The organism is Streptomyces sp. GS7 (genome assembly GCF_009834125.1).
Lineage (GTDB): Bacteria > Actinomycetota > Actinomycetes > Streptomycetales > Streptomycetaceae > Streptomyces.
Genome location: NZ_CP047146.1, coordinates 5,574,824 through 5,601,079, shown reverse-complemented (window position 1 = coordinate 5,601,079; position 26,256 = coordinate 5,574,824). Strand labels below are relative to the sequence as shown.

Below are 26,256 nucleotides of genomic sequence, written 5' to 3'. Positions count from 1 at the left end.
GGGCCTCAGTTCCAGATGTCGCTGATGTCGGATGCCGAGGCGGCGTTGCCCGCGTGCGTGGTCAGACCGGCCAGGTCCTCCAGCGTACGGAGCACGTTGTAGTGGTTGTACTGGGTGTCACTGGTGCTGCCGGGCGCGACGTGCTGGCCGTAGAGCAGGGTCGGAATGCGGTTGCCGGACAGCCGGTTGTCCTCGTCGAAGGTGATCGCGAGGATGCTGTTGTGGCTCTTGGCCCAGTCCGCGTAGGCGCTCAGGTTGTCCTTCAGCCAGCTGTCGCCGGTGGACACCGAGCAGTCGTGCATGTCGTTGCAGAGGTTCGGGATGACGAAGGAGACCTTGGGCAGCGTGCTGTAGTCGCTGGGGAACTGATCCATCGTCATGGCCGTGTCGGCCGGCACGTTCGAGAAGCCGAACCACGGGTTGTGCTTCTGTGCGTAGTCTCCGCTGCTGCAGGTCGTCGAACCCTGGCTCGGCAGCGACTCGTTGTAGCTGGCCCAGCTCTGGCCGGCGGCTATCAGCTCGGAGGCGAGGTTCGGCGCGGACATCGACCCGACGTCGACGCAACTGTCGTCCGTGCGGCCCTGGTTGTCGCCGGAGAACAGCATGTAGTAGTTCGGCTCGCTGGGGTGGGTGAGCGCGTACGACTGGGTGAGGTCGGCGCCGCCCGCCTTGAGGCTGTTGATGTACGGAGCGCTGGAGTCGCCGATCACCTGGCCGTAGGCGTGGTTCTCCATCACCACGACGACCACGTGGTCGGGCGAGGGGAGCCCGGCGGTCTGCGCGGACGCGGTGGAGCCGGTGGTGGCCCACAGAGCCGCCGACGTGGCGGTGACGGCCATCGCACCGGCCAGCGCGGTCAGGGTGCGCCGGGTGCGCTTGCGTGCCTTGGCTGCGGTCATGACTGTCCTCCGGACAGGAGTGACGAGTGGGGGAGGGAGCGCGGTAACCCTAGAAGCCGACGTATGGATTCGGCCGCGTCTGCCGGGTGAAGAAAAGGCGAACAGATGAACGATGGTCCCCGCCCAACTGGCCGCCCGCACAGGGGAATTCAGGCCACCCTGATGCGTTTCCGGTCACCCGCTCCGAGGAGTTCCGGTCACCCCCGGCGCAGCTCCGCCCCGGCGGCGGGGCACCCTTGACGAGGGGAAGCGGACCGCCCCGCTCCGGGGTTCCCGGGGCCGGGCGGTCCGGTGCGTCAGGCCGTGGGCTTGGGGCGCGGTGCGGCCGGCGTGTCGCCCCGCACCGCGTGCAGGTACAGCAGCGCCGTGTCGAAGGTGAAGTACGCGCTGTAGGAGATGTCCGGCGTGTCGCCGCCCGTGTGGTAGCCGCCGATGACACCGATCAGGGCGTAGCCGCGGAAGTCCGGTACGAGGAAGGGCCCGCCGGAGGTGCCGCCGATGTAGCCGGCGCAGGGGATCTCCAGGAAGTCGCCCGGGGCGGCCGGGTCGGTGCTGGTGTAGCGGTGGGTGGCGGAGGAGCAGTCCAGCGGCTTGGGGTAGGTGGCGTCGCTGCTGCCCGGGTAGCCGATGAGCCGTACGTCGTGGTGGACGTAGCCGGGGTAGGGCAGCAGGTCGAAGCCGCCGGTCACCTCCTGGACCTCGGCGCCGTCCTCACGCGGGCCGACCTGGACGACCGCGTAGTCCCAGCGGGCGCCCCCGTCCGTCCCCAGGTCGTAGAGGTGCTGGTCGAGGTAGATCCGCTCGACGGGGTAGATGCCGTGCGGCTTGAGTCCGTCGTGGTACTGCGGCACGAACGACAGGTACTTCTTCGGGTCGGGGGAGAGCAGGCAGTGCCCGGCGGTGACGACGAGGTTGCGGTGCGGGCTGCGGACGACCGTACCGCCGCAGAAGCGGCCGATGTTGTGGCCGTCCGTCCAGAAGAACGTGCCCACCTGCGGGAGCCCGTCGAAGGGATGGCTGGGCGGCACCGGCGTGCCGGCGGCCTTCGGGGTGGGGGAACTCCCCTTCGTCGCAACGGGTTCGGCGGCCTCCATGCGGTGTGCGGTCCAGTAGCGGTCGTCCGTCGACGCGGGGGAGCCGGGATCGCCGGCGGCGTGCGCGAGCGGTGCCGGCAGGGCGGTCAGCGGCAGGACGAGCAGCAGCGCGGCGAGCAGCAGCCGCGCGAGGCGGCCGGGCGCGGGAAGGGGTCTGCCCATGGTCGTGTTCCTTTCGAGGTCACGTCATACGGCGTACGGCGAGGAACGAACGAGAGGCTGCGCGAGACGGGGCGAGGTGCGAGGAGCCGAGGCGGGCCGACACGTGGTCAGCCGACCCGGGGGTCAACTGACAGGGTGGTCAGCCGACATGGTCGTACGGCGAACGGCGGCTGACCAGAGGGGCGTCATCGTTCCCCTCCCGTTTCCCGTGCCGTCCCGTGGAGTTCCGCCAGAATGCGCGCCCGGTCCTCGTCGAGCGCCGGCACCCTGTCCATCCTGGGCTCCCGTCCGGCGACGGTGACCGGCGGCAGCAGCGCGTCCAGCGGGCCCACGGGGGAGTCCACGGTCCGCCAGCGGTCCCGCGCGGCGAGCTGCGGATGCGCCGCGAACCCGGCGACGTCGCGCAGCCGACCGTGCGCGATCCGCGCCGCTTCCAGCCGCTGCTCGACCTCCTCGGCCGTCATCGTGCCGAACCGCTCCTCGATCCGCTCCCGCAGGACCTCCCGGTTCGCCACCCGTACGGAGTTCCGGGCGAACCGCGGATCGGCCGCCAGCTCCGGCAGGTCCAGCACCCGGGTGCAGAACTCCGCCCACTCCCGCTCGTTCTGGATGCTCAGGAAGACCTGCGCCCCGGCCGCCGCCCGGTACGGCCCGTACGGGGCGATGGCGGCGTGCTCGGCGCCCGAGCGGGGTGGCTGGCTGCCGCCGTAGCGGGTGAAGTAGTGCGGGTACCCCATCCATTCGCCCAGCGCCTCCAGCATCGACACCTCGAAGGAGCCGCCCCGCCCGGTGCGTTCGCGCTCGTAGAGGGCCGTGAGAATCCCGCTGTAGGCGTACATCCCGGCGGCGATGTCGGCCACCGCGATCCCGATCTTGGCCGGGGCCTCCTCCGTACCGGTCAGCGACATCACCCCGGCCTCGCACTGCACCAGCAGGTCGTACGCCTTCTTGTGCTCGTACGGCCCGCCGGACCCGTAACCGGAGATGCCGCACACCACCAGCCGCGGATCGCCCTGGCACAGCGTGGCGGCGTCCAGCCCCAGCCGCTCCGCCGCCCCCGGCGCGAGGTTCTGCACGAAGACGTCGGCCCGCGCGACGAGCCGCCGCAGCACCTCGGCGTCCGCGGCGTCCTTCATGTCGAGCGCGATCGACTCTTTGTTGCGGTTCAGCCAGACGAAGTGGCTGGACATCCCGCGCACCGTCTCGTCGTAGGAGCGGGCGAAGTCGCCGGCGCCGGGGCGTTCCACCTTGATGACCCGGGCGCCGAGGTCGGCGAGCTGGCGGGTGGCGAACGGTGCCGCCACCGCCTGCTCGACGGAGACCACGGTGATGCCGTCCAGAGGGAGCATATGAGGACCTTTCCGAGAGAACCGGGGCGTGGACGCGAGGAGCGGGGTACCTATGCCTCCATGGATCCGCACCTGCCGCCCCATCGAACCCCACCCGTCCACCAGGCGGGATCGCGCGGTCCGCTCGCCCGCGCCCCCCGCACCCCGCAGGAGTCACCATGACCGTGGACCGGCACGGACACGCCATGACCGATACCGGCGCCGAGGCCCTGCGCCACTACGAACAGGCCCTGGACGACCTGCTGTTCTTCCGCCCCGCGATCACCGACACCACACTGGCGCTGCTGGCCGCCGCGCCCCGCGCGCCCATGGGCCAGGCCCTCGCCGCGTACCTCGGCGTCCTGGGCACCGAGGAGAAGGGCGCGGCCGAGGCCCACCAGCGGTTCAGCCGCTTTCGCGCGGGCCTGGACGCCGACCGCCTCACCCCGCGCGAACGCATGCACATCGCCGCCGCGACCGCCTGGCTCGACGGCGACTACCGCACCGCGGGCCGCGTCCTCGGCGAGATCAGCGTCGCCCACCCCCGCGACCTGCTGGCCCTGTTCGCCGGGCACCACCACGACTTCCTCACCGGCGATGCCCAGCGCCTGCGCGACCGGGTCGGCGGCGCGCTGGACGCCTGGGACGAGGACGATCCGCACCGCGCCCCGCTGCTCGGCATGTACGCCTTCGGCCTGGAGGAGACCGGGCACTACGAGCACGCCGAGCAGGTCGGCCGGGCCGCCCTCGACCGCCATCCGCACGACGTGTGGGCCATCCACGGCGTCGTGCACACCTACGAGATGCGCGGCCGGTTCGCCGACGGCATCCGCTTCCTCGACGCCCGTACCGCCCACTGGTCGAGCGGCACCCTGCTGACCGTCCACAACTGGTGGCACTACGCCCTCTACGCCCTGGAGTCCGGCGACACCGCCCGCGTCCTGGGCATCTACGACTCCGCCCTGCACCACGACCGCTCGGCGGGCGTGGCCATGGAACTCCTGGACGCCGCCGCCCTCCTCTGGCGGCTCTACCTGGCCGAGGACGACCAGAGCACCCGCTGGACCGCCCTCGCCGACGCCTGGGAGCGCCGCGCCGACGGTCCCCACTACGCCTTCAACGACGCCCACGCGGTGATGGCGTACGTCGGCGCCGGCCGCATCGACCGGGCCCGGTGCCTCGTCCGGGACCGCGAGAGCTGGCTGGCAGCGGAACCCGCCGGCGCCAACCGCGCCATGACCGCCGAGATCGGCCTGCCCGTCTGCCGCGCCCTGATCGCCTACGGCTGCCGGGACTACGCCGGCGCCGCCGACCTGCTGCTGCCCATCCGGCACCGGGTCCACGAGTTCGGCGGCAGCCACGCCCAACGCGACGCCGTGCAGCGCACCCTGGTCGAGGCCGCGCTCCGCGCCGACCGGCCCGGACTCGCCCGTACCCTGCTGAGCGAACGCATCCAACTCCGCCCGATCTGCCCGTACAACTGGTCGGCCAAGGCCCGCCTGGAGGACCGGCTCGGCGCTCCGGACCGGGCGGAAGCCGCCCGGAAGCGGGCCGCCGCCCAGGCGGTGACCGCCTGAGACGACATCTGTCCGGGACGGTGTGCGCGGTACGGGGCGGCGCGCCGTGCCGGCCGCGGCCCGGCCGGCACGGCGGTGTCACCCGCCGACGGCGGCCGGAACCGGCCGCCCCGGCAGCAGCCCCGCCGGCAGCAGCGCGAGCGCCGCGACAGCGGCCAGCACCAGCAGCGTGCCACCGGTCGCCGCCGCGGACCCGTCCGACGCCGAACCGGGGCCGCCCGCCGCCGACTTGAGGAACATCATGCTCGCCGCGACGGCGATCCCGAAGGCCGGCCCCACGTTCACCGCGGTCTGCTTGAGCCCGCCGACGACCCCGGCGTACCCGGGTGGCGCGTCGCCCACGACGGTCCCGGTGGCGGTCACCATCACTGTGGCGAACCCGGCGCCCAGCCCGGCGAACGCGGCCCCGGTCACCGCCCACGCGCAGTGCGTGCCGAGTCCCGACAACCCCACCAGCCCGAGCACGACGAGGGCGACACCGGCCAGCGCGACCCGGCGCGGGCCGTACCGCCGCAGCGCGGCACCGGCGACCGGCGCGCCGAGCACCATCAGCGCGGTCAGCGGCAGCACCCGGACGGCACTGGCGAACGGCCCCAGCCCGGCCACGTCCTGGAGGAGGAAGGTGGCCGCGAACAGCGCGCCGAACATCCCGCCGCTGACGAGCAGCAGCATCGCCATCGACGCCGTGACCGACCGGGACCCGGCCACGACGGACGGCACGATCGGCTGTGCGCTGCGGCGTTCCTGTACGACGAGCGCCCCCGCGAGGCCCGCCGCCGCGGTCAGCCCGCACACCGTCGGCACGGAGGCCCAGCCGCGTTCCGGCACCCCGCTCAGCGTTCCGACGCACACCCCCAGTGCCAGCGCCAGCAGACCCGCCCCCACCAGATCGAGCCGCCCGTCCCCCGCGGGTGCCGCGGCCGGCACCCGCACCGCGAGGACCAGCAGCGCGAGCAGCAGCGCGACGGGCACGTTCACCCAGAACACCGACCGCCACCCCCACTGCGCGACCAGCACCCCGCCCAGTACCGGCCCGGCCGCCGCGGCCACCCCGATCGCGGCGGTCCGCACCGCGACCGCCGTACCGAGCCGGTCCGCCGGGTACGCCAGCCGCAGCAGGGCGAGCGTCGCCGGTTGCAGGAGTGCCCCGAACACCCCCTGTGCCACCCGCAGTCCGACCACCCAGCCGATCCCGGGGGCCAGCGCGATCCCGCCCGAGGCCAGGCCGAAGCCGGCGACGCCGGCGAGCAGCAGCCGCCGGTGGCCGTACCGGTCGCCCAGCCGGCCGGCGATCACCAGCAGCGATGCCACCGCGACCAGGTACCCCGTACTGGTCCACTGCACCTGCGCCACGCTCGCGCCGAGATCGCGCCGCAGTCCCGGCTGCGCCACCATCAGCACCGTGCCGTCCAGCGCCACCAGCATCGCCCCGGCCACGCTGACCACCAGCGCCAGCCGCTCCCGTATCCCCGCGCTCACCGCGCCACCGGCCCCAGATGGGCGTCCAGCGCCGCGGCCACCAGCCGGTCCAGCAGCTCCGCGTCCGGCGTGCCGCCGCCCGCCGCCGGGGCGCCCATCGCCAGCTGGAGACTGCCCCACCGCCACAGCTGCGCGATCCCGTGCAGGTTCGCCCAGAGCGCGGCGGCCGTCACCCCCGGCGCCTCGGACCCGCCGCACCGGGCCACGCGTTCCACCAGCATCCCGAACAGCGGCACCGTCGACTCCCGCAGTTGCGGCCCGTCCGCCGCCTCTTCCTCGCCCTCGCTGTTGAGCAGGTCGTGCCGGAACATCAGCTCGAACATGCCGCGCCGCTCCAGTGCGAACCCGACATAGGCCCGCGCCAGCGCCGCCAGCTGCTCGCGCGGCGGACCCGCCGCGCCGGCCCCGTCCGCGATCCGCTCCCCGAGTTCCGCGAACCCCCGGCGGGCGATCGCCGACAACAGGGCCCGGTGCGTGGGGAAGTACCGCCGCGGCGCGCCGTGCGAGACGCCCGCGCGCCGGGCGATCTCGCGCAGTCCCAGCGCGGCGGGTCCGTCGGTCGTCACGAGATCGACGCCGACGTCGATCAGCCGCTCCCGGAGGGAGGCGTCGGATGGAGGGTTCGCAGAGCTCATAGACAGTGTCTACCAGGAGGGCGTAGACGGTGTCTACTCGCTTGTCGGGCGATGCGGGCGCTGTCGCGGGGCCGGCCGGTGCGGTGGTGCACGGATCAGCCGAGGAGCTGCTCGGCCCAGATGATCTTTCCGTCGGTGGTGTACCGGGTGCCCCAGCGGTGGGTGAACTGCGAGATCAGGAAGAGCCCCCGGCCGCCCTCGTCGGTCGTGCGCGGATGCCGCAGATACGGCGAGGTGCTGCTGCCGTCGCACACCTCGCAGATCAGGGTGTGCTCCAGGATCAGCCGCAGCCGGATCGGCCCGGAGCCGTACCGGATCGCGTTGGTGACCAGTTCGCTGACCACCAGCTCGGTGGTGAACTCCAGTTCCGCCAGGCCCCATTCGGCGAGCTGCGCGGCGGCCATCTCGCGGGCCCGGCCCACCACGGCGGGGTCGGGGGCCAGCTCCCACGAGGCGAACCGGTCCGGGTCCAGGCCCCGGGTCCGGGCCAGCAGCAGGGTGACGTCGTCGAACGGCCGCTCCGGTACGAGCGTGCCGATGACCGACTCGCACAGCGCGTCCAGCGCGTCGCCCGGCGCGGTCAGCGCCTCCAGCAGCCGCTGCCGCGCCGGACCGCGCGGACCGCCGCGGTCCACGCCGGCCAGCAACCCGTCCGTGTAGAGCGCGAGCACGCTGCCCTCCTTCACCGGCACCTCGACGGCCTCGAACGGCATTCCGCTGACGCCCAGTTGGGGCCCGATCGGCACCTCGGCGAAGGACGCGGTGCCGTCCGGCGCGACCACGGCGGGGGCCGGGTGCCCCGCGCTGGCCGCCGTGAAGGACCGGCCGACCGGGTCGTAGACCGCGTAAAGGCAGCTGGTGCCGAGGACCCCGGTGTCGGCGCCGGGCGGCTCGCTGCCCTCCTCCGACACCCGGCTCACCAAGTCGTCGAGATGGGCGAGGAGTTCCTCGGGGCGCAGGTCCAGGGCGGCGAGCGTCTGCACCGCGGTGCGCAGCCGCCCCATCGTGGCGATCGCGCCGATGCCGTGCCCGCGCACCTCGCCCACCACCAGCGCCAGCCGCGCCCCGGACAGGGGGATCACGTCGAACCAGTCGCCGCCCACGCCGGCCAGTTCGTCGGCCGGCCGGTAGCAGGTCGCCAGGGACAGCGCGCTCTGCTCCAGGACGCCGTGCGGGAGCAGGCTGCGCTGGAGCGTGAGCGCCGCCTCGCGTTCCCGGGTGTAGCGGCGGGCGTTGTCCACGCAGAGCGCGGCCCGCGCGACGAACTCCTCGGCCAGCCGCAGGTCGTCCTCGCCGAACGGTTCGCCCTGCTCGCTGCGGAAGAAGCTGGTGACGCCCATCGTCGTGCCGCGCGCCCGGATCGGCACCACCATCGCGGTGTGCAGTCCCATCGCCCGCATCCGCGCCCGCCGGCCGCCGGGGATGTCGGCGGCCCACTCCGCGCCGAGCGGGTCCAGCCACTCCACCCGCCAGGACTTGCCGTCGGCCAGCGCCCGGATGGGCGGCGACCAGGAGTGATACGACGCCAGGTCCCCGACCCCGATGACGGCTTCGGGGATGCCCTCCCGTACGGACTGCTGGCCGCCGCGGCGCAGTGCCACCATCTCCGCGTCGCCGCGCGGCCCGGTGAGCGGTTCGCCGCCCTGGATCACCGAGTCCAGCAGGTCCACCGCGACGAAGTCGGCGAGGTCCGGCACCGCGACGTCCGCCAGCTCCTGGGCGGTCCGCATCACGTCGAGGGTGCGGCCGATGTCCTTGCCGGCCCGGTCGAGCAGCAGCAGCCGCTGGCGGTTGCGGTACCGCTCGGTGATGTCGATGACGGTGTAACAGACGCCGAAGGGGCTGCCGTTGCCGTCCTCCAGCCGTACGAAGGACATGGCGTGGGCGCGCACCTGCTCGGGTTCCGAGCGGGGGCGGCCGATGTGCTCGTGGCCGAGCACCGGCTCGCCGGTCTCCAGGACCTGCCGCATCTTCGCTTCCAACGCCTCGGAGTCCAGGCCGGGTTGGATCTCCCCGAGCCGCCGCCCGATCCGCTGCTGTGCCGGGCCGCCGCCGAACCGCTCCAGCGCCCTGTTCGACCAGACGAAGCGCAGATCGGTGTCCACCACGGCCATCCCGACCGGGTTCTGCATCAGCATCCGCTCCATCACCGGGCGGCTCATCGTCCAGCCCTGGAGGGGCAGCGCCTCGACCGCCCCCACCAGCCAGTGCGGCTCGCCGGCGCCGTCCGACACCAGGACCAGCTGCGCCACGACGCCGACCAGGCCGCCGTCCTTGCGGCGGGCGGTCAGCGGTCCGCTCCAGCCGCCGCGGCCGCGGCACTCCTCGGCGAGCGCGGGCACCCGGGCCGCGTCCTCGGGCACCAGCAGCGCCGTGACGGACCGTCCCACGACGTCCGCGGCGGGGTGGCCGAGCAGCCGCTCGGCGCCTTCGGGCCAGCTCTCGACCCGGCCGTGCGCGTCGCACAGCACCAGGGCGGCGTCGGCGATGTCGAACGGCGCCCGCCGCCCGTAGTGGCCGTTCTCCTCGCACTCCACCATCTGAGCCGTTCCGTCTCTGCCGACCGAATGTGTTATATGCGCGATTTACCCCTCCTGAGGGTACTGGTCACGGGCCTTTCGGCCCGGCGGGCAGCCCGGCGAGTTCACGGGCCCGAGTGAGCAGCTCGACGAGCATCGCGAAGGTCAGCCGGCCGGTGAAGGTGTTGCGCCGGCTGGGGTGGTAGCAGCCGAGAACCCGCAGCTCCGGGCGACCGCCGGCGGCCGGCAACGTCAGCTCCGCGCCATGGCCGAACGCGGGCCGGGGGCGCGGAAGCGGCCAGCCCGCCGCCCCGAGCGCCGGCAGCAGCGCCCGCCAGCCGAACCCGCCGAGCGCCACCACCGCCTTCAGCCCCGGGGAGAGCAGCCCCAGCTCGGCCACCAGCCAGGGGCGGCAGGTGTCCCGCTCGGCCGGGGTGGGCCGGTTCGCCGGCGGGGCGCAGCGCACCGGCGCGGTGACCCGTACGCCGTACAGCTCCAGCCCGTCGCCGCGGTGCGTCGCGGTGGGCCGGCTGGCCAGGCCCACCGCGTGCAGCCCGGCGAACAGGAAGTCCCCCGAGGCGTCGCCGGTGAACATCCGGCCGGTGCGGTTGGCGCCGTGCGCGGCGGGTGCCAGCCCGACGACGACCAGCGCGGCGTCCGGCGGGCCGAACCCGGGCACCGGCTTCGCCCAGTAGTCCCAGTCCCGGAACGCCGCCCGCCGGGCCGCCCCCACCTGCTCCCGCCAGGCCACCAGCCGGGGGCAGGCCCGACAGCCCACCACGGCGGCATCGAGCGCCGCCAACCCCGTGCAGCGCGGCGCCTGATGGGCCGGAAAACCGTGCTCGCCGCTGCCCGGCGGCGGCTCGGCCGGGGCGCTCATCCGCGGCCCGCCACGGTCAGTCCCCGCCGGTCGGCGCCAGGAGCAGCAGCGCCACGTCGTCCAGCCGTTCCGCGTGGGCGCCGCGCCGCTTGAGGACGGTGTCGGCGACCGCGTCCGGGTCCCCGTACGGCGCGTCCGCGAGGTCGGCGGCCAGTCCGGCGATGCCCTCTTCGAGGTCGGCGCCCGGCCGCTCCACCAGGCCGTCGGTGTAGAGGGCCAGCACCGCCTGCGGCGGCAGCGCGATCGTCGTGGCGTGGTACCGGGCGTCCGGTGCGACACCCAGCAGCAGCCCGGGAGGCATCCGCAGCACGCCGGTGCGGCCGTCGGGGTGGCGCAGGACCGGCGGCGGATGGCCGGCGCCGGCCAGGCACGCCTCGTGGGTGCGCAGATCGATCAGGACGTACAGGCAGCTGGTGAACAGGTCCGGATCCAGGTCGGTGAGCAGCCGGTTGGTGCGGGCCAGCACCTCGTCGGGCGCCACCCCCGCCGTCGCATGCGCGTGCACGGCCGTCCGGGCCTGGCCCATCAGCGCCGCCGCCGCGGCGTTGTGGCCCTGCACATCGCCGATGACCGCGGCCACCCGGTGCGCGTCGAGCCGGATCAGATCGTAGAAGTCGCCGCCGATGTCCATCCCGCGGGTCGCCGGCAGGTAGCGGGCGGCGACGGACAGCCCGGGGGTCTCCGGCAGGCTGCGCGGCAGCAGACCGGCCTGGAGGTCATGGGCCAGCTGCTGTGTGGTGTCGTAGAGCGACGCCCGGTCCAGCGCCTGGGCGATCAGCCCCGCGAGCGAGGTCAGTACCTGGCGCTCCTCGGGACTGAACGTCCGGGGACGGGTGTACGCAAGGACGCAGCAGCCGACCGGGCGGCCGGAGACGATCAGCGGCAGCACCGCCCGCGCCGCCATCCCGGTCAGCCCGGCCAGCCCCGGGAACTGGCGCTCGGTCTGCTCGGCGGAGGTGAAGAAGCCGGGCTCGCCGGTGGCCAGCGCGCGCACGGTGGGGCTGTTCGCGGTGCTCAGGAGGCTGCCCTCGTACGCCTCGACGGCCTCCGGCGGATAGCCGCGCTGGCCGACGGTCCGCAGCCGGCCGGCCTCGGCCACGTACATCAGCATGCCCTGGGCGCCGAACGCCGGCACGATCTCCTCGGCGAAAAGCTCGGTGACGTCGTGCACGCTGACCGCCTCGGTGAGCCCGGCGGCGAGGTGCAGCACGTGGTACATCTGCGCGGCCCGCAGTGGTGTGACGTCGTCGGTGGGGTACTGGATCACCGGGGTCCCCGCGCGGACCGTGGCCCGGACCCAGACGCTCACCCCCCGCCCGTCCGGGAACAGCCGGAACGCCAGCCACTGGTGCGGCGGGCGGCAGGCGTGGAACGAGGTCGGCCGGCGGCTGATGACCGCGGCCCGGCAGCGGTCCTCGAAGACCGGGTCGGCCAGCCACGGCAGCACGTCCCACGGCCGGGCGCCGAGCAGCCGGGACTCCGGGGCGTCCAGCAGTTCCGCCGCGCCGGTGGTCAGCGCGGTGATCCGGCCCTCCAGATCGACCGCGAAGCAGCCGCCGGGCAGCCGTTCCGCGAAGTCCACCGCGGCCTGCGCCTCCCGCGGCCCCGCCGTCCGGGCCGGGGGCGGCAGCACCACGGCCGGGCCGTCGGCGGTGTCCTGCGTCGGCAGCAGCGCGGTCAGCCGGCGGCAGGCGGCGTCCAGTGCCGTGGACTCCGCCCCGGACAGCTCCGGAGCGTGGCCGGCCGGCCACAGCAGCACCACCGCACCCCGGCACACCGTCCCGTCGTTGAGGGGGGCCGCGCCGAGGGCGAAGTCGTAGGGCAGCGCCACCGCCGTGCGCGGGAAGTCCCGGGCCAGCTGCTGCTGCCCGGATGCCCACACCCGGCGCCCGCAGCGCGCCGCGATGGCGACCGGGATGGGCGCGGCGAGCGCGATCCTGGTCCACGGGTCCAGCACCGGCGGCGGGATGCCGCTCATGGCGGCCAGGTGCAGCACCGGCTCGTCGGCCGCGAGCTCGTAGACCACGCCGGAGGAGGCCCCGGTCTCGTGCATCGACCGCAGCAGTGCGCGGCCCAGGGCTGAGTCACCGGTCCCATGGGCCGTCATGTCGCACCTGCCCGCAGCCACCACGGCACAGTGCTGACGTTACGCCGCTCCCGGGGGCGCGGCAGTCCTGCCGGCGGGTGGCCAACTCGACCGTGACCGAGCGCATCGCCGCGTCCGCGGCCCGGTCGACCTCGGCTGCGGTGTCGGCCCGCGGCACGACGTGGCCGACCCGCACCACGGGGTTGGGTCCGATGGGGCGGACGGCCGGGCGGCGTGGTCACCGGCCCGCCCGACGCCGCAGCGCCGGGCCCAGCGCCAACTGGCCCAGCGCCGCCAGCAGGCACAGCGCCGTACAGCTCAGCCAGAGGGTGGTGGTGCCGACGACCAGCAGCCGGGTGCCGGCGACGGGGGCGATCAGGAAGCCGGTTCCCCAGGCCATCCCGATCAGCCCGTTGTACCGGCCGCGCAGCGCGGCGGGCGCGAGGTCGGCGACCACGGCCGCGGTGACCGCGAAGACCAGGATCTCGCCGAGCGTCGACACCGCGACCGCGATGCCGTAGACCACCGCGGCCTGGGCCGTGGCGGCCACCGCGTTGCCGACGGCGGCGACGGCGAAGCCGGTGGCCAGCACCCGGCTCTTGTCGAGGTCGGCGAGCCGGTGGCCGATCAGCGGCTGCGCCGCGATGACGACGAGTCCGTTGACGCCCATCACCATGCCGTAGGCGCCGCTGGACATCGCGGTGCTCCGCATCGCCAGCGGCAGGGTGGCGAACGCCTGCTGGAAGACGACGGCGTAGACCACGATGATGCCGGCGAACGCGAGCATCACCCGGTCCCGTACGACGGTGCCGAAGCCGCCGCCGGTGCGCTCCCGGGCGGCCGGCCGGGTCTCCGGGACGGCCAGCCACACCAGCACCCCGAAGGCCGTGCAGGCCCCCGCGTCCAGCCAGAACAGCAATGCGTAGCCGTGGCCGGCGAGATAGCCGCCGATCACCATGGCGACCGAGAAGCCGAGGTTGATCGCCCACAGCAGCAGCCCGTACGCCCGGGTCCGGTCCGCGGCGGGCACCGCGTCGGCGACCAGGGCCTGGGCGGCGGGCCGGAACAGGTCGAGGGTGATGCCGAGGACGAAGCAGGCAGCGACCAGCACCGCCAGGCTCCGGGCGTGCCCGAGGACGAGCAGCGTGGCGCCGTTCGCCAGCATCCCGCCGGTCAGCGCCACCCGGCGGCCGAAGCGGTCGGCGAGGAACCCGCCGAGCGGCTGGGAGATCACCGAGCCGACGCCGCCGACCGCGAGGACGATGCCGGTGGTGGCGATCGGGACGTGCCGGATACCGGTGAGGTAGAGGCTCAGGAACGGATTGACCATCGCCCCCAGGCGGTTGACCAGAGATCCGCCCCACAGCACCCAGAACGCCCCCGGCAGTCCGCCGGCCCGCACCCGGACGAACGCCCGCAGCCGGCCGTCCCGGGCGACCCCGCCGGCCACCGGGCCGGGCTCGTCGAGCCGGCTCACCGGGCGCCTCCGGCGGCCCCCGCCGCGGCCGGCACCGCCCCCGCCGCCAGCGCCGTCCGGTCGACCTTGCCGTGCGCGGTCGTGGGCAGCCGGTCCAGCAGCCGGATCTCCTGGGGGACCATGTACGGGGGCAGCGTCCGGGCGCAGAACTCCCGGAGCGCGCCCGTGTCGCCGAGGTCGTGACCGGCGGCCGGGACGACGAACGCGGCCAGCCGCTGTCCGCCACCGGGCAGCGGCAGGGGCAGCGCGGTGGCCGCCGCCGCGCCCGGATGCTCCGTCAACCGCCGTTCCACCTCGGCCAGTTCGACGCGGTTGCCGTTGATCTGCACCTGGGAATCGGTCCGTCCGGCGAAGTAGAACTCGCCGCCCGGGCCGCGCAGGGCCAGGTCCCCGGTCCGCAGGACGTACTGGCCGGACTGCGGGCACAGCGGGTCGGGGACCAGCGCCGCGCGGGTGGCCTCGGGGTCGTCCCAGTAGCCGGAGAACAGCGCCGGGCTGCGCAGATGGATCTCGCCGACCACACCGGGTGCGTCGACGACCGCGCCGGCCTCGTCGACGAGGAGCATCTCGGCGCCGGGGTGGGCGATGCCGATCGAGAGCCGCTCGCAGGTCGCGGGCAGCGGGCGGGGCACGTCCTCGAAGGAGCAGGCCATGGACTCCGTCGCGCCGTAGCAGTTGATGATCCGGGCCGTCGGCAACAGCTCCTGGAGGCGGCGGAGTTCGGGCAGCGGGAACTCCTCGCCGCAGAACAGGACGCCGCGCAGCCGGTCGAGCGCGGCCAGCCGCCGTGGCTCGTGGCGCAGCGCCTGCCGCCAGATCGACGGGACGCCGTTGACCTGGGTGGCCCCGGTCTCGCGCAGCACCCGCAGCAGATGCCGGGGCCAGCGCACCAGCCGCGGTGGGACCGGCACCACGGACGCGCCGCTGCCCAGCGCCAGCCCGATGTTGAGCAGCGAGAAGTCGAACTGGAGCGGTGAGGTGCTGGCGATCCGGTCCTCGGGGCCGGCGATCCGGTGCGCCAGCATGCCCCGGTAGAAGGCGACCACCGCGCGGTGGCTCATCACCACGCCCTTGGGGCGGCCGGTGGTGCCGGAGGTGAAGATGACGTACGCCGGGTCGGTGACACAGGGCGCGGTGCGCCGCGGCGGGCGGCGTACCGGGGCGCGGTCGACGGCCAGCCCGCCCGGACCGAACCGCGCGGTCCCCACGGACGGCGGGAGATCCGCCCGCTGCCCGGCCAACTCCTGGAGATGCAGGGCGGGTTGAACGGCATCGACGATGGATTCCAGGCGCCGGCGCGGCGTTTCCGGGCTCACCGGGACGAAGGTGAGGCCGGCCCGCGAACAGGCGAGCAGCATCGCGACGGCCGGGGCGGTGGTGTCCGCCTCCAGGATGACCCGGGCGCCGGGTTCGACGCCCAGCGCGCGCAGTTCAGCGGCGTATTCGCCCACCAGGGCGGTGAGTTCGGCGTAGGTCGTCACCGCGGTGTGGCCGGCCTGCGGCGATGCGATGACCGCGGGGTCGCCGGGGGAGTGCCGGGCCGGGTCGAGAAGGAAGTCGTGCAGGAAGTCATGGCGGATGCCCCCGGCGGTGTCGACGGGGGTGGGCTGCTGCTGACTCACGTGGCAAAGCCCCCTTGTGGCCTTCGGGAACGGAGAGTTGGCGCGAAAGCGGATGGAGTGCGATGGGAGTGCGATGACGTGGCGAAGGGCGGGAAGCGCGGAGAAATACTGCCTCGATTTTCCAGGATTTGGAAAGATGATTCCGGCAGGCGGCAATCAGGCTCTCATGTCCGCGACGGCGTCGACGTGTGAGGTGGATCACCTCGCCGCTTCGGCAACTCCTTGCGGCGGTCGATGGATTGTGGCAGCGTCACCCTTGCGTGGAATTCAACTTCCGCATAATGGAAATGTGACATGGGGGAATTGTATGTCCGAGGCAGGACCGCTTTCGCTGGGTCAGCTCTCGGTGTGGCACGACATCCGGGGCCTGCCGGCCTCCCGCCGGCACGAGCCGAACAACGCGGCGGCCTGGCCGCTGCCGCCCGGAGCGACCGTGGAAGCGGCCCGTACGGCGCTGCGCGTGACCGTCACCCGGCACCCGTCACTGCGGACGCGCTACGACGTCCACGACGCCGACGCCCCGCGCCAGTTGCCGCCCGACGAGCCCACCGGCGACCGCCTGCCGGTCGTCGAGGACGACGGCACCGGCCCCGACGAGCTCGCCGCGCGGCTGGCCGCCGAGCCCTTCGACCTGGGCCGGCAGCACGGCTGGCGGGCCCGTTTACTGACCCGCCGAGGCATCGCCTCCCATCTGCTGTTCGTCAAGCACCACATCGCCGCGGACGCCTGGGCCCAGGAACTCCTCCACCAGGAATTCCGCCGGGCGCTCACCCACCCGGCAGGACTGGGCACCACCCCGCCCGGTCCCGCCGACCTCGCCGCCGCACAGCACACCCCCGCCGGGCTCCGGCGCCAGGCGCAGGCCCTCGACCACTGGGCCCAACTCCTGGATCGCGCCCCGTCCGCGGCCCTGCCGCGCGACGCCGCCGCCGAAGGCCGGGTCGTCCAGGGCACCCTGCGCTCCGCCCCTGCCCGCCCGGCCGCGCACACCGTCGCCGAGCGCGCCCGGGTCTCCGTCGCCAGCGTCGTCCTCGCGGCCTACGCCCGCAGCGTGGCCCGGATGTGCGGCGCGGACACGCTGCTGGTGCAGCTGATGAGTGCCAACCGCTTCGCCGGCCGCTGGCGGAACGTGGTGACCTCCATGAACCAGTGGGTCCCGGCGCTGATCGAGCACGCCCGCGGCGACGACCTGGTCAAACTGGCCGACGCCGTCCACTGGAGCGGCCTCGGTGCCTTCCGGCACGGTATGCACGACGTCACCGCCGTGGCCGCGCTCCGGGCCCGTATGCCGGCGGCTCCCGAACCGGCCTGTGCCTTCAACTACGTTGCAGTACCGGAGAGTTCGGCCCCCGATGTGCCGGTCCTTCCGGCCTCCGCCGGGGCGCCCGCCCTCACCTGGGAGGAGCCCTTCACCACCATCGGCCCGCGATGTTACGCCCGCGCGCTGGAGACCGACCGCGCCCTGTCCATCCGGCTGACCGCCAAGGACCTCGGCCGCGACCGGTGCGCCGCACTGCTGTGGGACACGCACGAGGCCCTGCTGACCGCCGCCCGCGGGAACTGACCCGGCGGCGGCCCGGACCGCCGGAACCCGGCGCGCACCCGCCCGCCCCGTGACTCTCCAACACCGCTTCACGCATGGCGAGTCGGCCGAGTGGGCGGAGTTCATCCCGCCGCCTCCGTGCCCTCCTCCGCTCCCCGTGCACCGGCGCCCGCCCGGTGTCCGGTCTGCCCGCCCCCGGCCCCCTGCATCCCCGTGCCCGACCGCGCCCCAGGAGCCCTCCGGTGCCCGAACACGTGATCATCATCCACCGTTGGACCGACCGCTACGCCGACTACGCCGCCTACCTCGACCACGCCGCGCACCGCGTCAGCTACGTCACCACCGAACGCGCCACCCGCCACCTGCCGGCCGAACAGGCCGCCGGCGTACGGATCGTGGACAGCACGGAGAACGTGAAGGCGGTCCGGGAGGCGATCGACACGCTGGTGGAGCGGGTCGGGCCGGTGACCCGGATCGTCGCGCTCCAGGAGACCGACCTCGACCTGGCGGCCGATCTGCGCGGCGAGTTCGACCTGCCCGGGCAGCGCGCCGCCGACCTGGAGCCGCTGCGCGACAAACTGCTGATGGCCCGGAAGCTGGCCGCCGCGGGCATCGCCGTACCGCCCACCGCCGCCGCCCCCGACCGTGCCGCGGTGGCCGCCTTCGCCGCCCGGCACGGCTGGCCGGTGCTGCTCAAACCGCGCCGCGGCACCGCCAGCGCCGGGATCACCCGGCTGGACTCCGCGGACCGGCTCGCCGCCTGCGAGATCCCCCGCGACGGCGGCATGCTGGTCCAGTCCTGGCTGCCGGACCAGGTGCTGCACGTGGACGGCGTGTTCACCGGGGACGGCCTCGGCGCCTGGCGGGCCGCCCGCTATCTGACGACCTGTCTGGACTTCACCAGCGGCACCGCGCTCGCCTCGGTCGAGATCGACGATCCTCAACTCCTCGCCCGTATCGAGGAGATCACCGCCGCCACGGCCGGCGCGCTGTTCACCGGCCCGTCCGTCTTCCACCTGGAGCTCTTCGCGAGCGAGCGCGGGGCGCTCACGGTCCTGGAGATCGGGGCCCGGCCCGGCGGCGCCGAAGTGCCCTTCGTCTGGCGGGAGGTGCACGGCATCGACCTGATGGCGGCGGCGTTCGCGCACCAGGCGGGCACCGACGACCGCTCCGCCGGGTCGGCCCCCGCCCCCGGCGCGGTGGCGGGCTGGCTGCTGGTGCCGCCGACGGTGCCGATGCCCTGCCGGGTGCGCGCCCATCCCCCGTACGAGGAGGGCGGAGCCTACGCCCACGTCCTCCCCGAGGTCGGCGCGTTGCTGACCGGCGGCGGCTACGAGCACGCCGGGGCCCGGTTCCGCTTCCGCGGCGGCAGCAGCGCCGAGGTGGCCGCCGCCGTCCGCCGCACGATGCGCGGCGCCGTCCTGGACTGCACGCCCGTCGACCCCGAAGGGGCCCCGCAGCTCGTCGTCATCGGCTGCGGCAACCCGCCCTACCGCGGATACGCGCTGCGCACCGTCTCCGAACGCGCCCGCACCGCACTCGTCCAGTCCGCGGACATCGACTGGCAGCGGCGCTACGTCGCGGACCGGTTCCGGGCCGCGGACACCGCCGACCCCGCGGCCACCACCCGGGCCGCCGCCGCGCTGCTGGCCGCGCACCCGGGCCCCGGAGCCGTACTGACCTGGGACGAGGCGCTGTTGGAGACCACCGCGGAGGTCGCCCGACGGCTGCACCTGCCGCACATGAGCCCGGAGGCGGTCCGCCGCTGCCGCGACAAGCTCACCACCCGCCGGCTGCTGGCCGCCGCGGGCGTGCCCTCCGCCCGCTTCCACCACGCGCACAGCGGCGCGCAGGCCCAGGAAGCGGCCCGCGAGCTGGGGCTCCCGGTCGTGGTCAAACCGCGCGCCCTGGCCGGCAGCATCGGCGTCACCCTCGCCGCCGACCCCGGCGCCGTCGCCCGCGCCTACGCGCAGGCGGTGTCCGCCGCCTTCCCCGGACTCGGCGCGCTCGACGGGGTGATCGTGGAGGAATACCTGTCCGGACCGGAGATCAGCGTGGACTGCGCGGTCGCCGACGGAGCGGTACGGATCGTCAACGTGGCGCGCAAACGCCTCGGATTCGCCCCGTACTTCGAGGAGACCGGCCATCTCGTCGCCCCCTGGCGGCACGAGCCGTGGGCCGACGAGACGCGGACCGTGGTCGCCGAGGCGCACGCCGTCCTCGGCATCCGCACCGGCCTCACCCACACCGAACTGCGGCTGACCGCCACCGGCCCGCGCATCGTCGAGGTCAACGGCCGGCTCGGCGGCGACTTCATCCCGCTCCTCGGCACCCTCGCCACCGGCGTCGACCCGGTCGCCGCCGCCGCGGACCTCGCCCTCGGCCGGACCCCCGACCTCACCCCCGCCCGCGACCGCTGCGCCGAGGTCCGCTTCCTCTACCCCGAACACGACGGCACCGTGCGGTCCCTCGACGTGCGCGCCGCCGCCGCCGAGCCCGGCATCGCCGAGGCCGTGCCGCTCGCCGCCCCCGGCACCGTGCTCCGGCTGCCTCCGCACGGCGTCGTCCCGCGCCTGGCCGCCCTCCTGGCCGTCGGCGCGACCCCCGAGGACTGCGCGGCGGCCCTCGACCGCGCCCGGCACGCCGTGCGGTACTCCCTCACCCCCCTCCGGTGACCCGGGCCCCTCCCTCCACCACCCGCCTACGAAGAGAGAAACGCGTCATGTGGATCCTTGGCGTCAACGCACCGCCCACCGGCTGGCACGACAGCGCCGCCTGCCTCATCGACGAACACGGCGAGATCATCGCCTTCTCCGAGGAGGAGCGCTGCAACCGCCACCGCCACTCCCTCTACCGCAAGCCCCTCGGCGCCGCCCGCTACGTGCTCCACCAGGCCGGCATCTCCCCGGCCGACGTCGACGTGGTCGCCCTCGGCTGGGACAGCGAACAGCTCTACCCGCGCCGCTTCGCCACCGACGCCGACTTCCTCGCCTACGCCGTCGGCCTGGACTTCGGCGACCGCACCCCCGAGGTCGTCCGCGTCCCCCACCACCAGGCGCACGCCGCCTCCGCCTTCTACGCCTCGCCGTTCACCAAGGCCGGCGTCCTGGTCGTCGACGGCCACGGCGAGAACGAGTCCTCGACCATCTGGACCTACGAGGACGGCGCCGCACCCCGCCTGGAGCGCAGCTGGCAGCGCACCGCCTCCCTCGGCTACGCCTACGACGCCGCCTCCACCTGGCTCGGCTTCTCCTTCCTCAACGCCGGCAAGACCATGGGCCTGGCCGCCTACGGGCGCGCCGCCGGCATCGAGGTGGAACCCCTCGTCGACCTCACCGCCGACGACTTCCGGCCGGCCGTCGCACCGCTCACCGAGAACCGGGGGAGCGCCACCGCCGACGAGATCAAGGAGCAGTACGACACCGTCGTCGGCCGCTGGCGGGACCGCTACTCCCGAATCGCCGGGGCCGACGGCCCGAGCGCGCCGGAGGGCAGCCTCACCGACGACCCGAACGCCGTCCTCGTCGCCTACACCGCTCAGCGCGTCATCGAGGAGACCGTCCGCCACCTCGCCTCGCTCACCCGCAAGGCCGCCGGTGTCGAAGAGCTCTGCCTCAGCGGCGGCGTCGCCCTCAACTGCAGCACCAACGGCACCCTGCCCGGACCGCTCTACGTCCCGCCGGTGCCGCACGACGCCGGGGTCGCGCTCGGCGCCGCCTGGACCGTCCGCCCGCCCCGGCGGCACACCACCCCGCTCAGCCCCTACCTGGGTACCGACATCCACGGCCCCGACTCCGCCCGACGGCGGGCCGCGCTCGACACCTCGGACCTGGTCCGCACCGACCTGGACACCGACGACCTCGCCGCCCTCCTCCTGGACGGCCGGATCGGCGCGGTCGCCCAGGGCCGCGCCGAGGTCGGCCCGCGCGCGCTGTGCCGCCGCTCCATCATCGCCGTACCGGACACCGCGGGCGTCACCGTACGGGTCAACACCCTCAAGAACCGCGAGCAGTGGCGCCCCTTCGCCGGTGTCACCAGGCCCGACTACGGCGCCGAACTCTGGGAGCAACAGGAGCACTTGAGCCGCTACATGCTCGGCGCCGCCCGGGCCACCGCGCTGGGCCGGCAGGTCGCCCCCGGCGTCGTGCACATCGACGGCACCACCCGCCCGCAGGTCCTGCACGGCGACGAGGCCCCGGCCGTCGGCGCCGCCCTGGACGCCCTCCGCACGCAGGGCGCACCACCGGTGCTGCTCAACACGTCCTTCAACGGCAAGGGCGAACCCATCGTCAACACCGCCGCCGACGCGCTCACCGCCTTCCGCGCCATGGACCTGGACTTCCTCGTCCTCGGCGACGACCTCTACCGCAAGAGCGACCGGACCGGGGGTGCCCGCCGATGACGGCCGAGCCGTCGGCTTCGGCCGCCCCGCCCCGCTTCCGCGCCTACGGCCCCCGCCACATCGATGCCATCGCCGCCCGCCACGGACTGCCCGAGGAGATCCGGGAGACCGTCCGCCGGGTGTCGCTGGTGCTGCCCTTCCGCGTCAACGAGTACGTCCTGGACGAGCTGATCGACTGGGACGACGTACCCGGCGACCCGATGTTCCAACTGACCTTCCCGCAGCGCGGCATGCTGTCCCGGGACGACGAGGACCGGCTCGCCAAACTCTCCGCCGACCCCGCCGACACACCACTGCTGCGCGAGGCCGTCCAGGAGATCCGCGGCCGGCTCAACCCGCACCCCTCCGGCCAGCAGCGACTCAACGTACCCCGCCGGGACGGCGCCGAACTCCCCGGCCTCCAGCACAAATACCGCGAGACCGTCCTCTACTTCCCCGGCCAGGGCCAGACCTGCCACGCCTACTGCACCTACTGCTTCCGCTGGGCCCAGTTCATCGGGGACGCCGATCTGCGCTTCGCCGTCCCCGACCCGGGCGGACTGATCGACTACCTCGGCGCGCACCCCGAGGTCCACGACGTCCTGGTCACCGGCGGCGACCCGATGGTGATGTCCACCGAGCGGCTGCGCGCCCACCTGGAGCCGCTGCTCCGCGTCGACGCGGTCCGTACGATCCGGATCGGCACCAAGTCCGTGGCGTACTGGCCGCAGCGCTACGTCACCGACCCGGACGCCGACGACGTGCTGCGGCTCTTCGAGCGGATCGCGGCCTCCGGGCGGCAGCTGGCGGTGATGGCCCACTTCAGCCACCCCCGCGAACTCGCCACCGACCTCGCCCGGCGCGCCCTGGCCCGGATCCGCGCCACCGGTGCGGTGGTCTACTGCCAGGCGCCGCTGATCGCCCACGTCAACGACGACGCCCGGGTGTGGAGCGAGCTGTGGCGGGCCGAACTCGCCGCCGGTGCCGTGCCGTACTACCTGTTCGTGGAGCGGGACACCGGACCGTACGACTACTTCAAGGTGCCGCTGGCCAGGGCCGCGGAGATCTTCGCCGACGCCTACCGCACGCTGCCCGGACTCGCCCGCACGGTCCGCGGCCCGGTCATGTCCGCGACCCCCGGCAAGGTCGCGGTGGACGGGGTCGAGCACACCCCCGAAGGCGCCTTCTTCCAGCTGCGGATGCTCCAGGCGCGGCAGCCGGATCTGGTGGGCCGGCCGTTCCGGGCCCGCTACTCGGCCACCGCCGCCTGGCTCGACGAACTCGACCTGGACCCCGCCACGCCCGCCGACCTCGCGGCAGCCGTACGCGGCGACGCCGCGCACACCGAAGGGAACCCGCGATGACCGCCGGCACCGCCGCGCCGCCCGCGCCCTCACCGAACCTCGCCCTCAACCAGCTCGTCGACCGGCGCCGGGCCCGCGGCGACTCCCTGGTCCATCTCGCCTTCGGCGAGGCCCGGTTGCCGGTCCTGCCGCAGCTCGCCGACCGGCTCGCCGCCGGCGCGACCCGTGCCGCGTACGGGCCGGTGGCCGGCGGCGAGGGCGTACGCACCGCGGTCGCCGGCTACTTCACCCGCCGCCGGCTGCCCACCACCCCCGACCGGATCGTGGTCGCCCCCGGCAGCAAACCGCTGCTGATGGCCCTGCAACTCGTCATCCCCGGCGATGTGCTGCTGCCCCGCCCCGCCTGGAACACCTACGCACCCCAGGCGGCCTACGCCGGCAAGCGGGCCTTCGGCGTCCCGATCCCCGCCGACTGCGGCGGCGTCCCCGAGCCCGGTGCGCTGCGCACCGCCCTGCACCGGGCCCGGGCCACCGGCGCCGACCCCCGCCTGCTGATCCTCACCCTCCCCGACAACCCCACCGGCACCCTCGCCCCGCCCGCGCTGATCCGCGAACTCGGCGCGCTGGCACGGGAGGAGGAGCTGCTGATCGTCGCCGACGAGATCTACCGCGACATCGTCCACGACCCGGACGCCACCCCCTTCCTCAGCCCCGCCGAGGCCGCCCCGGAACGCACCGTCGTCACCAGCGGGCTGTCCAAGTCCCTCGGCCTCGGCGGCTGGCGGATCGGCGTGGCGCGGTTCCCCGAGGGCGACACCGGGGAACTGCTGCGGGACGCGGTCGTCGCCGCCGCCAGTGAGCTGTGGTCCACTCTGGCCGGCCCGATGCAGCACGTCGCCGAGTACGCCTACGCCGAGCCGCCGGAGATCGTGGCACGGGTGCGGGCCGCCGCCCGGCTGCACGGCGCGGTGGCCCGGGCCGTCCACCGGATCGCCGTCGACGCCGGGGCCCGCTGCCGCCCGCCCACCGGCGGGTTCTACGTCTACCCTGACTTCGCACCGCTCCGCGACCGGCTGGCCGCCCGCGGCATCACCGACTCGGCGTCCCTCGCGTCGGCCCTCCTCGACGACTCCGGCATCGTCGTCCTCGCCGGCCACCTCCTGGGCGACGACCCCCAGGCGCTCCGCTTCAAGGCCGCCACCAGCCTGCTCTACGGCGACGAGCGGCAGCAGGCGGAGGCGCTGTGCGCCGACGACCCCACACAACTACCCCACATCGCTGGCGAGTTGGCCCGAATCGCCGACGGGTTCGGCCGGCTCGCCGCCCCGCACCGCCGACCGGAGGAAGCACCGTGAAGGAAATACCCCCCACCCCGGAATCCTTCCGGGAGATCGCCGCCGCCGCTGATCGGCTGCTCACCGGCATCGAGGGCCTCACCGACGCCGACATCCCGGTGCCGTCCAGGCTGCCCGGCTGGACCCGCGGCCATGTCCTGTGCCACCTCGCCCGGCAGGCCCCGGCCCTGGAACGGCTGCTGGAATGGGCCCGTACCGGAGTCGTCACGCCCCAGTACCCGGACCGGGCGACCCGTGACGCCGAGATCGAGGCGGGCGCACACCGCCCCGCGGCGGCCCTGGCCGCGGACGTCCGGGCCACCGCGGCCCACTTCCAGCGCACCGCCGAAGCGCTCCCGGCGCCCGCCTGGCAGGCGACCATCCGGCCCTTCACCGGCGAACTCTGCACGCCCCAGCGGGTGTTGGCGATCCGCGTCCGGGAACTCGAACTGCACCACGTCGACCTCGCCATCGGCTACGAGGTCGCCGACATCCCCGCATCCGCCCGGCGGATCATCCTCGCCGACGTCCTGGGCTACTACGCCGAGGCCGACGGGGTACCGGACTTCACCCTGCGCGACCACGGGGGAGCGGTGCTGGCCCGGTTCGGGACCGGCGGCCCGGCCGTCACCGGCACCCCCGCCGACGCCCTCGGCTGGCTGGCCGGCCGGACCGGCGGTACCGGCCTCCACTCGACCACCGGGCAACTGCCCGTACTGCCGCCCTGGCTGTGACCCCGGCCCCCGCGAACGCCGCCACCCCCCGACCGGAAGAAAGCGATTCCCGAATGGCGCACCTCGAACTCGGTTCGGTCCGTACCGGTCTGCTGGACTGCATCCAGGTCAACCTGGCGGTACTGGCCGACCACCACCACGGCCCGGGCACCCACCTGCGCCTCGGCTCGTCCCTGGGCTTTCGCGCCTGGCGGCGCGCCGACGACGGCCTGCCGACCGTCGACCCGCCGCTGACGCGGCAACTGGCCACCCTGCCCGGCCTCCTGGGACTCCGAGTCGTCCGGCGCGCCCGCCTGCCGCGTACCGAACCGCTCGCCGCCCTCACCGCCGACGGCGGCACCCGCTACGTCGTCGCGGACTCCTACCATCTGCCCTGGCTGCCGTATCACGGCCAGGCGCACATGGAGCACAGCTTCCTGCTCGCCGCGGACCCCGAAGGCTGGCGGGTCACCGACGGCTACCGCAACGAGACCCCCTGGGGCCCGGCCACCCCCGGCCACTGGCTGCTGTCCGCGTCGGACCTCGCGGGTATCGCGGCGGCCGAAGTCGTCGAGCTGGCCCCGGCGGAGCCGCCCCCGATCGCCGCGCTGCCGCCCGCGCCGACCTTGGACGGGACGGCCGTCGACGCCTACCTCGACGCCTACGACCGCTGCCCGGACCGCGCCCGCGCCATCGGGCAACTCACCGTGGAGACCTGGCTGCTGGCCCGTACGCGCAAGCTGCACGCCACCTACCGCGCCCTGTTCTCCGGCCGGGTCGACGGGCCCGGACCCGGCCCGGAGGCGGAACACCTGCGCGCCTGGGACAAGGTCGTCGAGCAGACCTACCTCGCCCACCGCCGGGTCTCCCGCGGCCGGGCCGAACCCCCTGGCGTCGTCGACCGGTTGCGCGCCGTCCTCGCCGCCGACCGTACGGTCTTCGGCGTGGTACCGGAACGGGCGGCCGCCCCCGCCCCCGACGACGAGCTGCGCCGGCAGGTGGCCGCCGTCGCCGGCGCGGTGCTCGGTGTCGCCCCGTCAGAACTCCTCGCCGGAGCGCCGTTCGACTCCTTCCCCTCCTTCAGCTCCTTCCGGCTGGTCGAGATCATCGAGCAGCTGGAGAGCGCGCTGGGCCGGGAACTCGACGCCGACGAACTGATCCCGGAGAACCTCCGCCGCGTCGACGACCTCTGCCGTATCGCCCGCTGAGCCCCTCCCCGAACA

The 26,256-nt window shown here is 74.5% G+C and carries 18 protein-coding genes; 8 read left to right on the top strand and 10 right to left on the bottom strand.

Translation table 11 applies throughout. The annotated features are described in order from the left end of the window. Window positions 1-5: 5 nt before the first annotated feature. The 3 genes from GR130_RS24315 to GR130_RS24305 all read right to left on the bottom strand — a co-directional run bounded on the left by GR130_RS24315 (window position 6) and on the right by GR130_RS24305 (window position 3,504). Window positions 6-899 carry an alkaline phosphatase family protein gene (locus GR130_RS24315; protein ID WP_159506672.1) on the bottom strand — a complete coding sequence of 298 codons (894 nt, stop codon included), beginning with the start codon at window positions 897-899 and terminating at the stop codon, window positions 6-8. A 296-nt stretch (window positions 900-1,195) separates the two neighbouring features. After that, window positions 1,196-2,155, bottom strand: a complete 960-nt coding sequence (locus GR130_RS24310) for a trypsin-like serine peptidase (RefSeq protein ID WP_159506671.1) — start codon at window positions 2,153-2,155, stop codon at window positions 1,196-1,198. Between the two features lie 185 nt (window positions 2,156-2,340). Next, the gene (locus GR130_RS24305) at window positions 2,341-3,504 is read right to left on the bottom strand and encodes a CaiB/BaiF CoA transferase family protein (protein WP_159506670.1); all 1,164 of its coding nucleotides are present in this window, start codon (window positions 3,502-3,504) and stop codon (window positions 2,341-2,343) included. Window positions 3,505-3,662: 158 nt separating this feature from the next. Between GR130_RS24305 and GR130_RS24300 the strand changes: the two genes are divergently transcribed. Then, entirely contained in the window at window positions 3,663-5,060 is a 1,398-nt protein-coding gene (locus GR130_RS24300) for a tetratricopeptide repeat protein (protein ID WP_159506669.1), read from the top strand. A gap of 78 nt (window positions 5,061-5,138) precedes the next feature. Here GR130_RS24300 and GR130_RS24295 read toward each other — a convergent pair whose 3' ends face one another. The 7 genes from GR130_RS24295 to GR130_RS24265 all read right to left on the bottom strand — a co-directional run bounded on the left by GR130_RS24295 (window position 5,139) and on the right by GR130_RS24265 (window position 15,758). Next, window positions 5,139-6,539 (bottom strand): MFS transporter, encoded by a 1,401-nt coding sequence (locus GR130_RS24295; protein ID WP_443043652.1) that lies wholly within the window; start codon window positions 6,537-6,539, stop codon window positions 5,139-5,141. Next, window positions 6,536-7,174, bottom strand: coding sequence for a TetR/AcrR family transcriptional regulator (locus GR130_RS24290; protein ID WP_159506668.1), 639 nt, complete (start codon window positions 7,172-7,174; stop codon window positions 6,536-6,538). The genes GR130_RS24295 and GR130_RS24290 overlap by 4 nt, the downstream gene beginning before the upstream one ends. A 95-nt stretch (window positions 7,175-7,269) precedes the next feature. Then, the gene (locus GR130_RS24285; RefSeq protein ID WP_159506667.1) at window positions 7,270-9,714 is read right to left on the bottom strand and encodes a SpoIIE family protein phosphatase; all 2,445 of its coding nucleotides are present in this window, start codon (window positions 9,712-9,714) and stop codon (window positions 7,270-7,272) included. Between the two features lie 67 nt (window positions 9,715-9,781). Continuing rightward, on the bottom strand, window positions 9,782-10,573 hold the full coding sequence (locus GR130_RS24280) for a uracil-DNA glycosylase (RefSeq protein ID WP_159506666.1): 792 nt from the start codon (window positions 10,571-10,573) through the stop codon (window positions 9,782-9,784). A 16-nt stretch (window positions 10,574-10,589) separates the two neighbouring features. Next, window positions 10,590-12,680 (bottom strand): SpoIIE family protein phosphatase, encoded by a 2,091-nt coding sequence (locus tag GR130_RS24275; RefSeq protein ID WP_159506665.1) that lies wholly within the window; start codon window positions 12,678-12,680, stop codon window positions 10,590-10,592. A gap of 217 nt (window positions 12,681-12,897) precedes the next feature. Continuing rightward, entirely contained in the window at window positions 12,898-14,136 is a 1,239-nt protein-coding gene (locus GR130_RS24270) for an MFS transporter (RefSeq protein ID WP_159506664.1), read from the bottom strand. Beyond that, window positions 14,133-15,758: an AMP-binding protein gene (locus tag GR130_RS24265; RefSeq protein WP_236573428.1), complete on the bottom strand. Its 1,626-nt coding sequence runs from the start codon at window positions 15,756-15,758 to the stop codon at window positions 14,133-14,135. The genes GR130_RS24270 and GR130_RS24265 overlap by 4 nt, the downstream gene beginning before the upstream one ends. A 307-nt stretch (window positions 15,759-16,065) precedes the next feature. Between GR130_RS24265 and GR130_RS24260 the strand changes: the two genes are divergently transcribed. From GR130_RS24260 to GR130_RS24230, 7 genes are all read left to right on the top strand, one after another. After that, a complete protein-coding gene (locus GR130_RS24260; RefSeq protein ID WP_159506663.1) occupies window positions 16,066-17,322 on the top strand; it encodes a condensation domain-containing protein in 1,257 nt (418 codons plus the stop codon). A gap of 221 nt (window positions 17,323-17,543) precedes the next feature. Beyond that, complete coding sequence (locus GR130_RS24255) at window positions 17,544-19,976, top strand: ATP-grasp domain-containing protein (protein WP_159506662.1); 2,433 nt, start codon at window positions 17,544-17,546, stop codon at window positions 19,974-19,976. Window positions 19,977-20,023: 47 nt separating this feature from the next. Beyond that, window positions 20,024-21,703, top strand: a complete 1,680-nt coding sequence (locus GR130_RS41415) for a carbamoyltransferase C-terminal domain-containing protein (RefSeq protein ID WP_159506661.1) — start codon at window positions 20,024-20,026, stop codon at window positions 21,701-21,703. Further along, window positions 21,700-23,046, top strand: a complete 1,347-nt coding sequence (locus tag GR130_RS24245) for a KamA family radical SAM protein (RefSeq protein ID WP_159506660.1) — start codon at window positions 21,700-21,702, stop codon at window positions 23,044-23,046. Before GR130_RS41415 ends, GR130_RS24245 begins: the two co-directional genes overlap by 4 nt. Continuing rightward, the gene (locus GR130_RS24240) at window positions 23,043-24,341 is read left to right on the top strand and encodes a pyridoxal phosphate-dependent aminotransferase (RefSeq protein WP_159506659.1); all 1,299 of its coding nucleotides are present in this window, start codon (window positions 23,043-23,045) and stop codon (window positions 24,339-24,341) included. The genes GR130_RS24245 and GR130_RS24240 overlap by 4 nt, the downstream gene beginning before the upstream one ends. After that, window positions 24,338-25,054, top strand: coding sequence for a maleylpyruvate isomerase family mycothiol-dependent enzyme (locus GR130_RS24235; protein WP_159506658.1), 717 nt, complete (start codon window positions 24,338-24,340; stop codon window positions 25,052-25,054). The genes GR130_RS24240 and GR130_RS24235 overlap by 4 nt, the downstream gene beginning before the upstream one ends. Window positions 25,055-25,107: 53 nt before the next feature. After that, window positions 25,108-26,241: a hypothetical protein gene (locus tag GR130_RS24230; RefSeq protein WP_159506657.1), complete on the top strand. Its 1,134-nt coding sequence runs from the start codon at window positions 25,108-25,110 to the stop codon at window positions 26,239-26,241. The last annotated feature ends 15 nt before the right edge of the window (window positions 26,242-26,256 follow it).

What these genes read in the sequence shown, in the direction of transcription:
- GR130_RS24305 (WP_159506670.1), bottom strand. Translation starts at nt 3,504, where the DNA reads ATGCTCCCTCTGGACGGCATCACCGTGGTCTCCGTCGAGCAGGCGGTG.
- GR130_RS24310 (WP_159506671.1), bottom strand. Translation starts at nt 2,155, where the DNA reads ATGGGCAGACCCCTTCCCGCGCCCGGCCGCCTCGCGCGGCTGCTGCTC.
- GR130_RS24245 (WP_159506660.1), top strand. Translation starts at nt 21,700, where the DNA reads ATGACGGCCGAGCCGTCGGCTTCGGCCGCCCCGCCCCGCTTCCGCGCC.
- GR130_RS24300 (WP_159506669.1), top strand. Translation starts at nt 3,663, where the DNA reads ATGACCGTGGACCGGCACGGACACGCCATGACCGATACCGGCGCCGAG.
- GR130_RS41415 (WP_159506661.1), top strand. Translation starts at nt 20,024, where the DNA reads ATGTGGATCCTTGGCGTCAACGCACCGCCCACCGGCTGGCACGACAGC.
- GR130_RS24275 (WP_159506665.1), bottom strand. Translation starts at nt 12,680, where the DNA reads ATGACGGCCCATGGGACCGGTGACTCAGCCCTGGGCCGCGCACTGCTG.
- GR130_RS24285 (WP_159506667.1), bottom strand. Translation starts at nt 9,714, where the DNA reads ATGGTGGAGTGCGAGGAGAACGGCCACTACGGGCGGCGGGCGCCGTTC.
- GR130_RS24280 (WP_159506666.1), bottom strand. Translation starts at nt 10,573, where the DNA reads ATGAGCGCCCCGGCCGAGCCGCCGCCGGGCAGCGGCGAGCACGGTTTT.
- GR130_RS24240 (WP_159506659.1), top strand. Translation starts at nt 23,043, where the DNA reads ATGACCGCCGGCACCGCCGCGCCGCCCGCGCCCTCACCGAACCTCGCC.
- GR130_RS24260 (WP_159506663.1), top strand. Translation starts at nt 16,066, where the DNA reads ATGTCCGAGGCAGGACCGCTTTCGCTGGGTCAGCTCTCGGTGTGGCAC.
- GR130_RS24230 (WP_159506657.1), top strand. Translation starts at nt 25,108, where the DNA reads ATGGCGCACCTCGAACTCGGTTCGGTCCGTACCGGTCTGCTGGACTGC.
- GR130_RS24315 (WP_159506672.1), bottom strand. Translation starts at nt 899, where the DNA reads ATGACCGCAGCCAAGGCACGCAAGCGCACCCGGCGCACCCTGACCGCG.
- GR130_RS24290 (WP_159506668.1), bottom strand. Translation starts at nt 7,174, where the DNA reads ATGAGCTCTGCGAACCCTCCATCCGACGCCTCCCTCCGGGAGCGGCTG.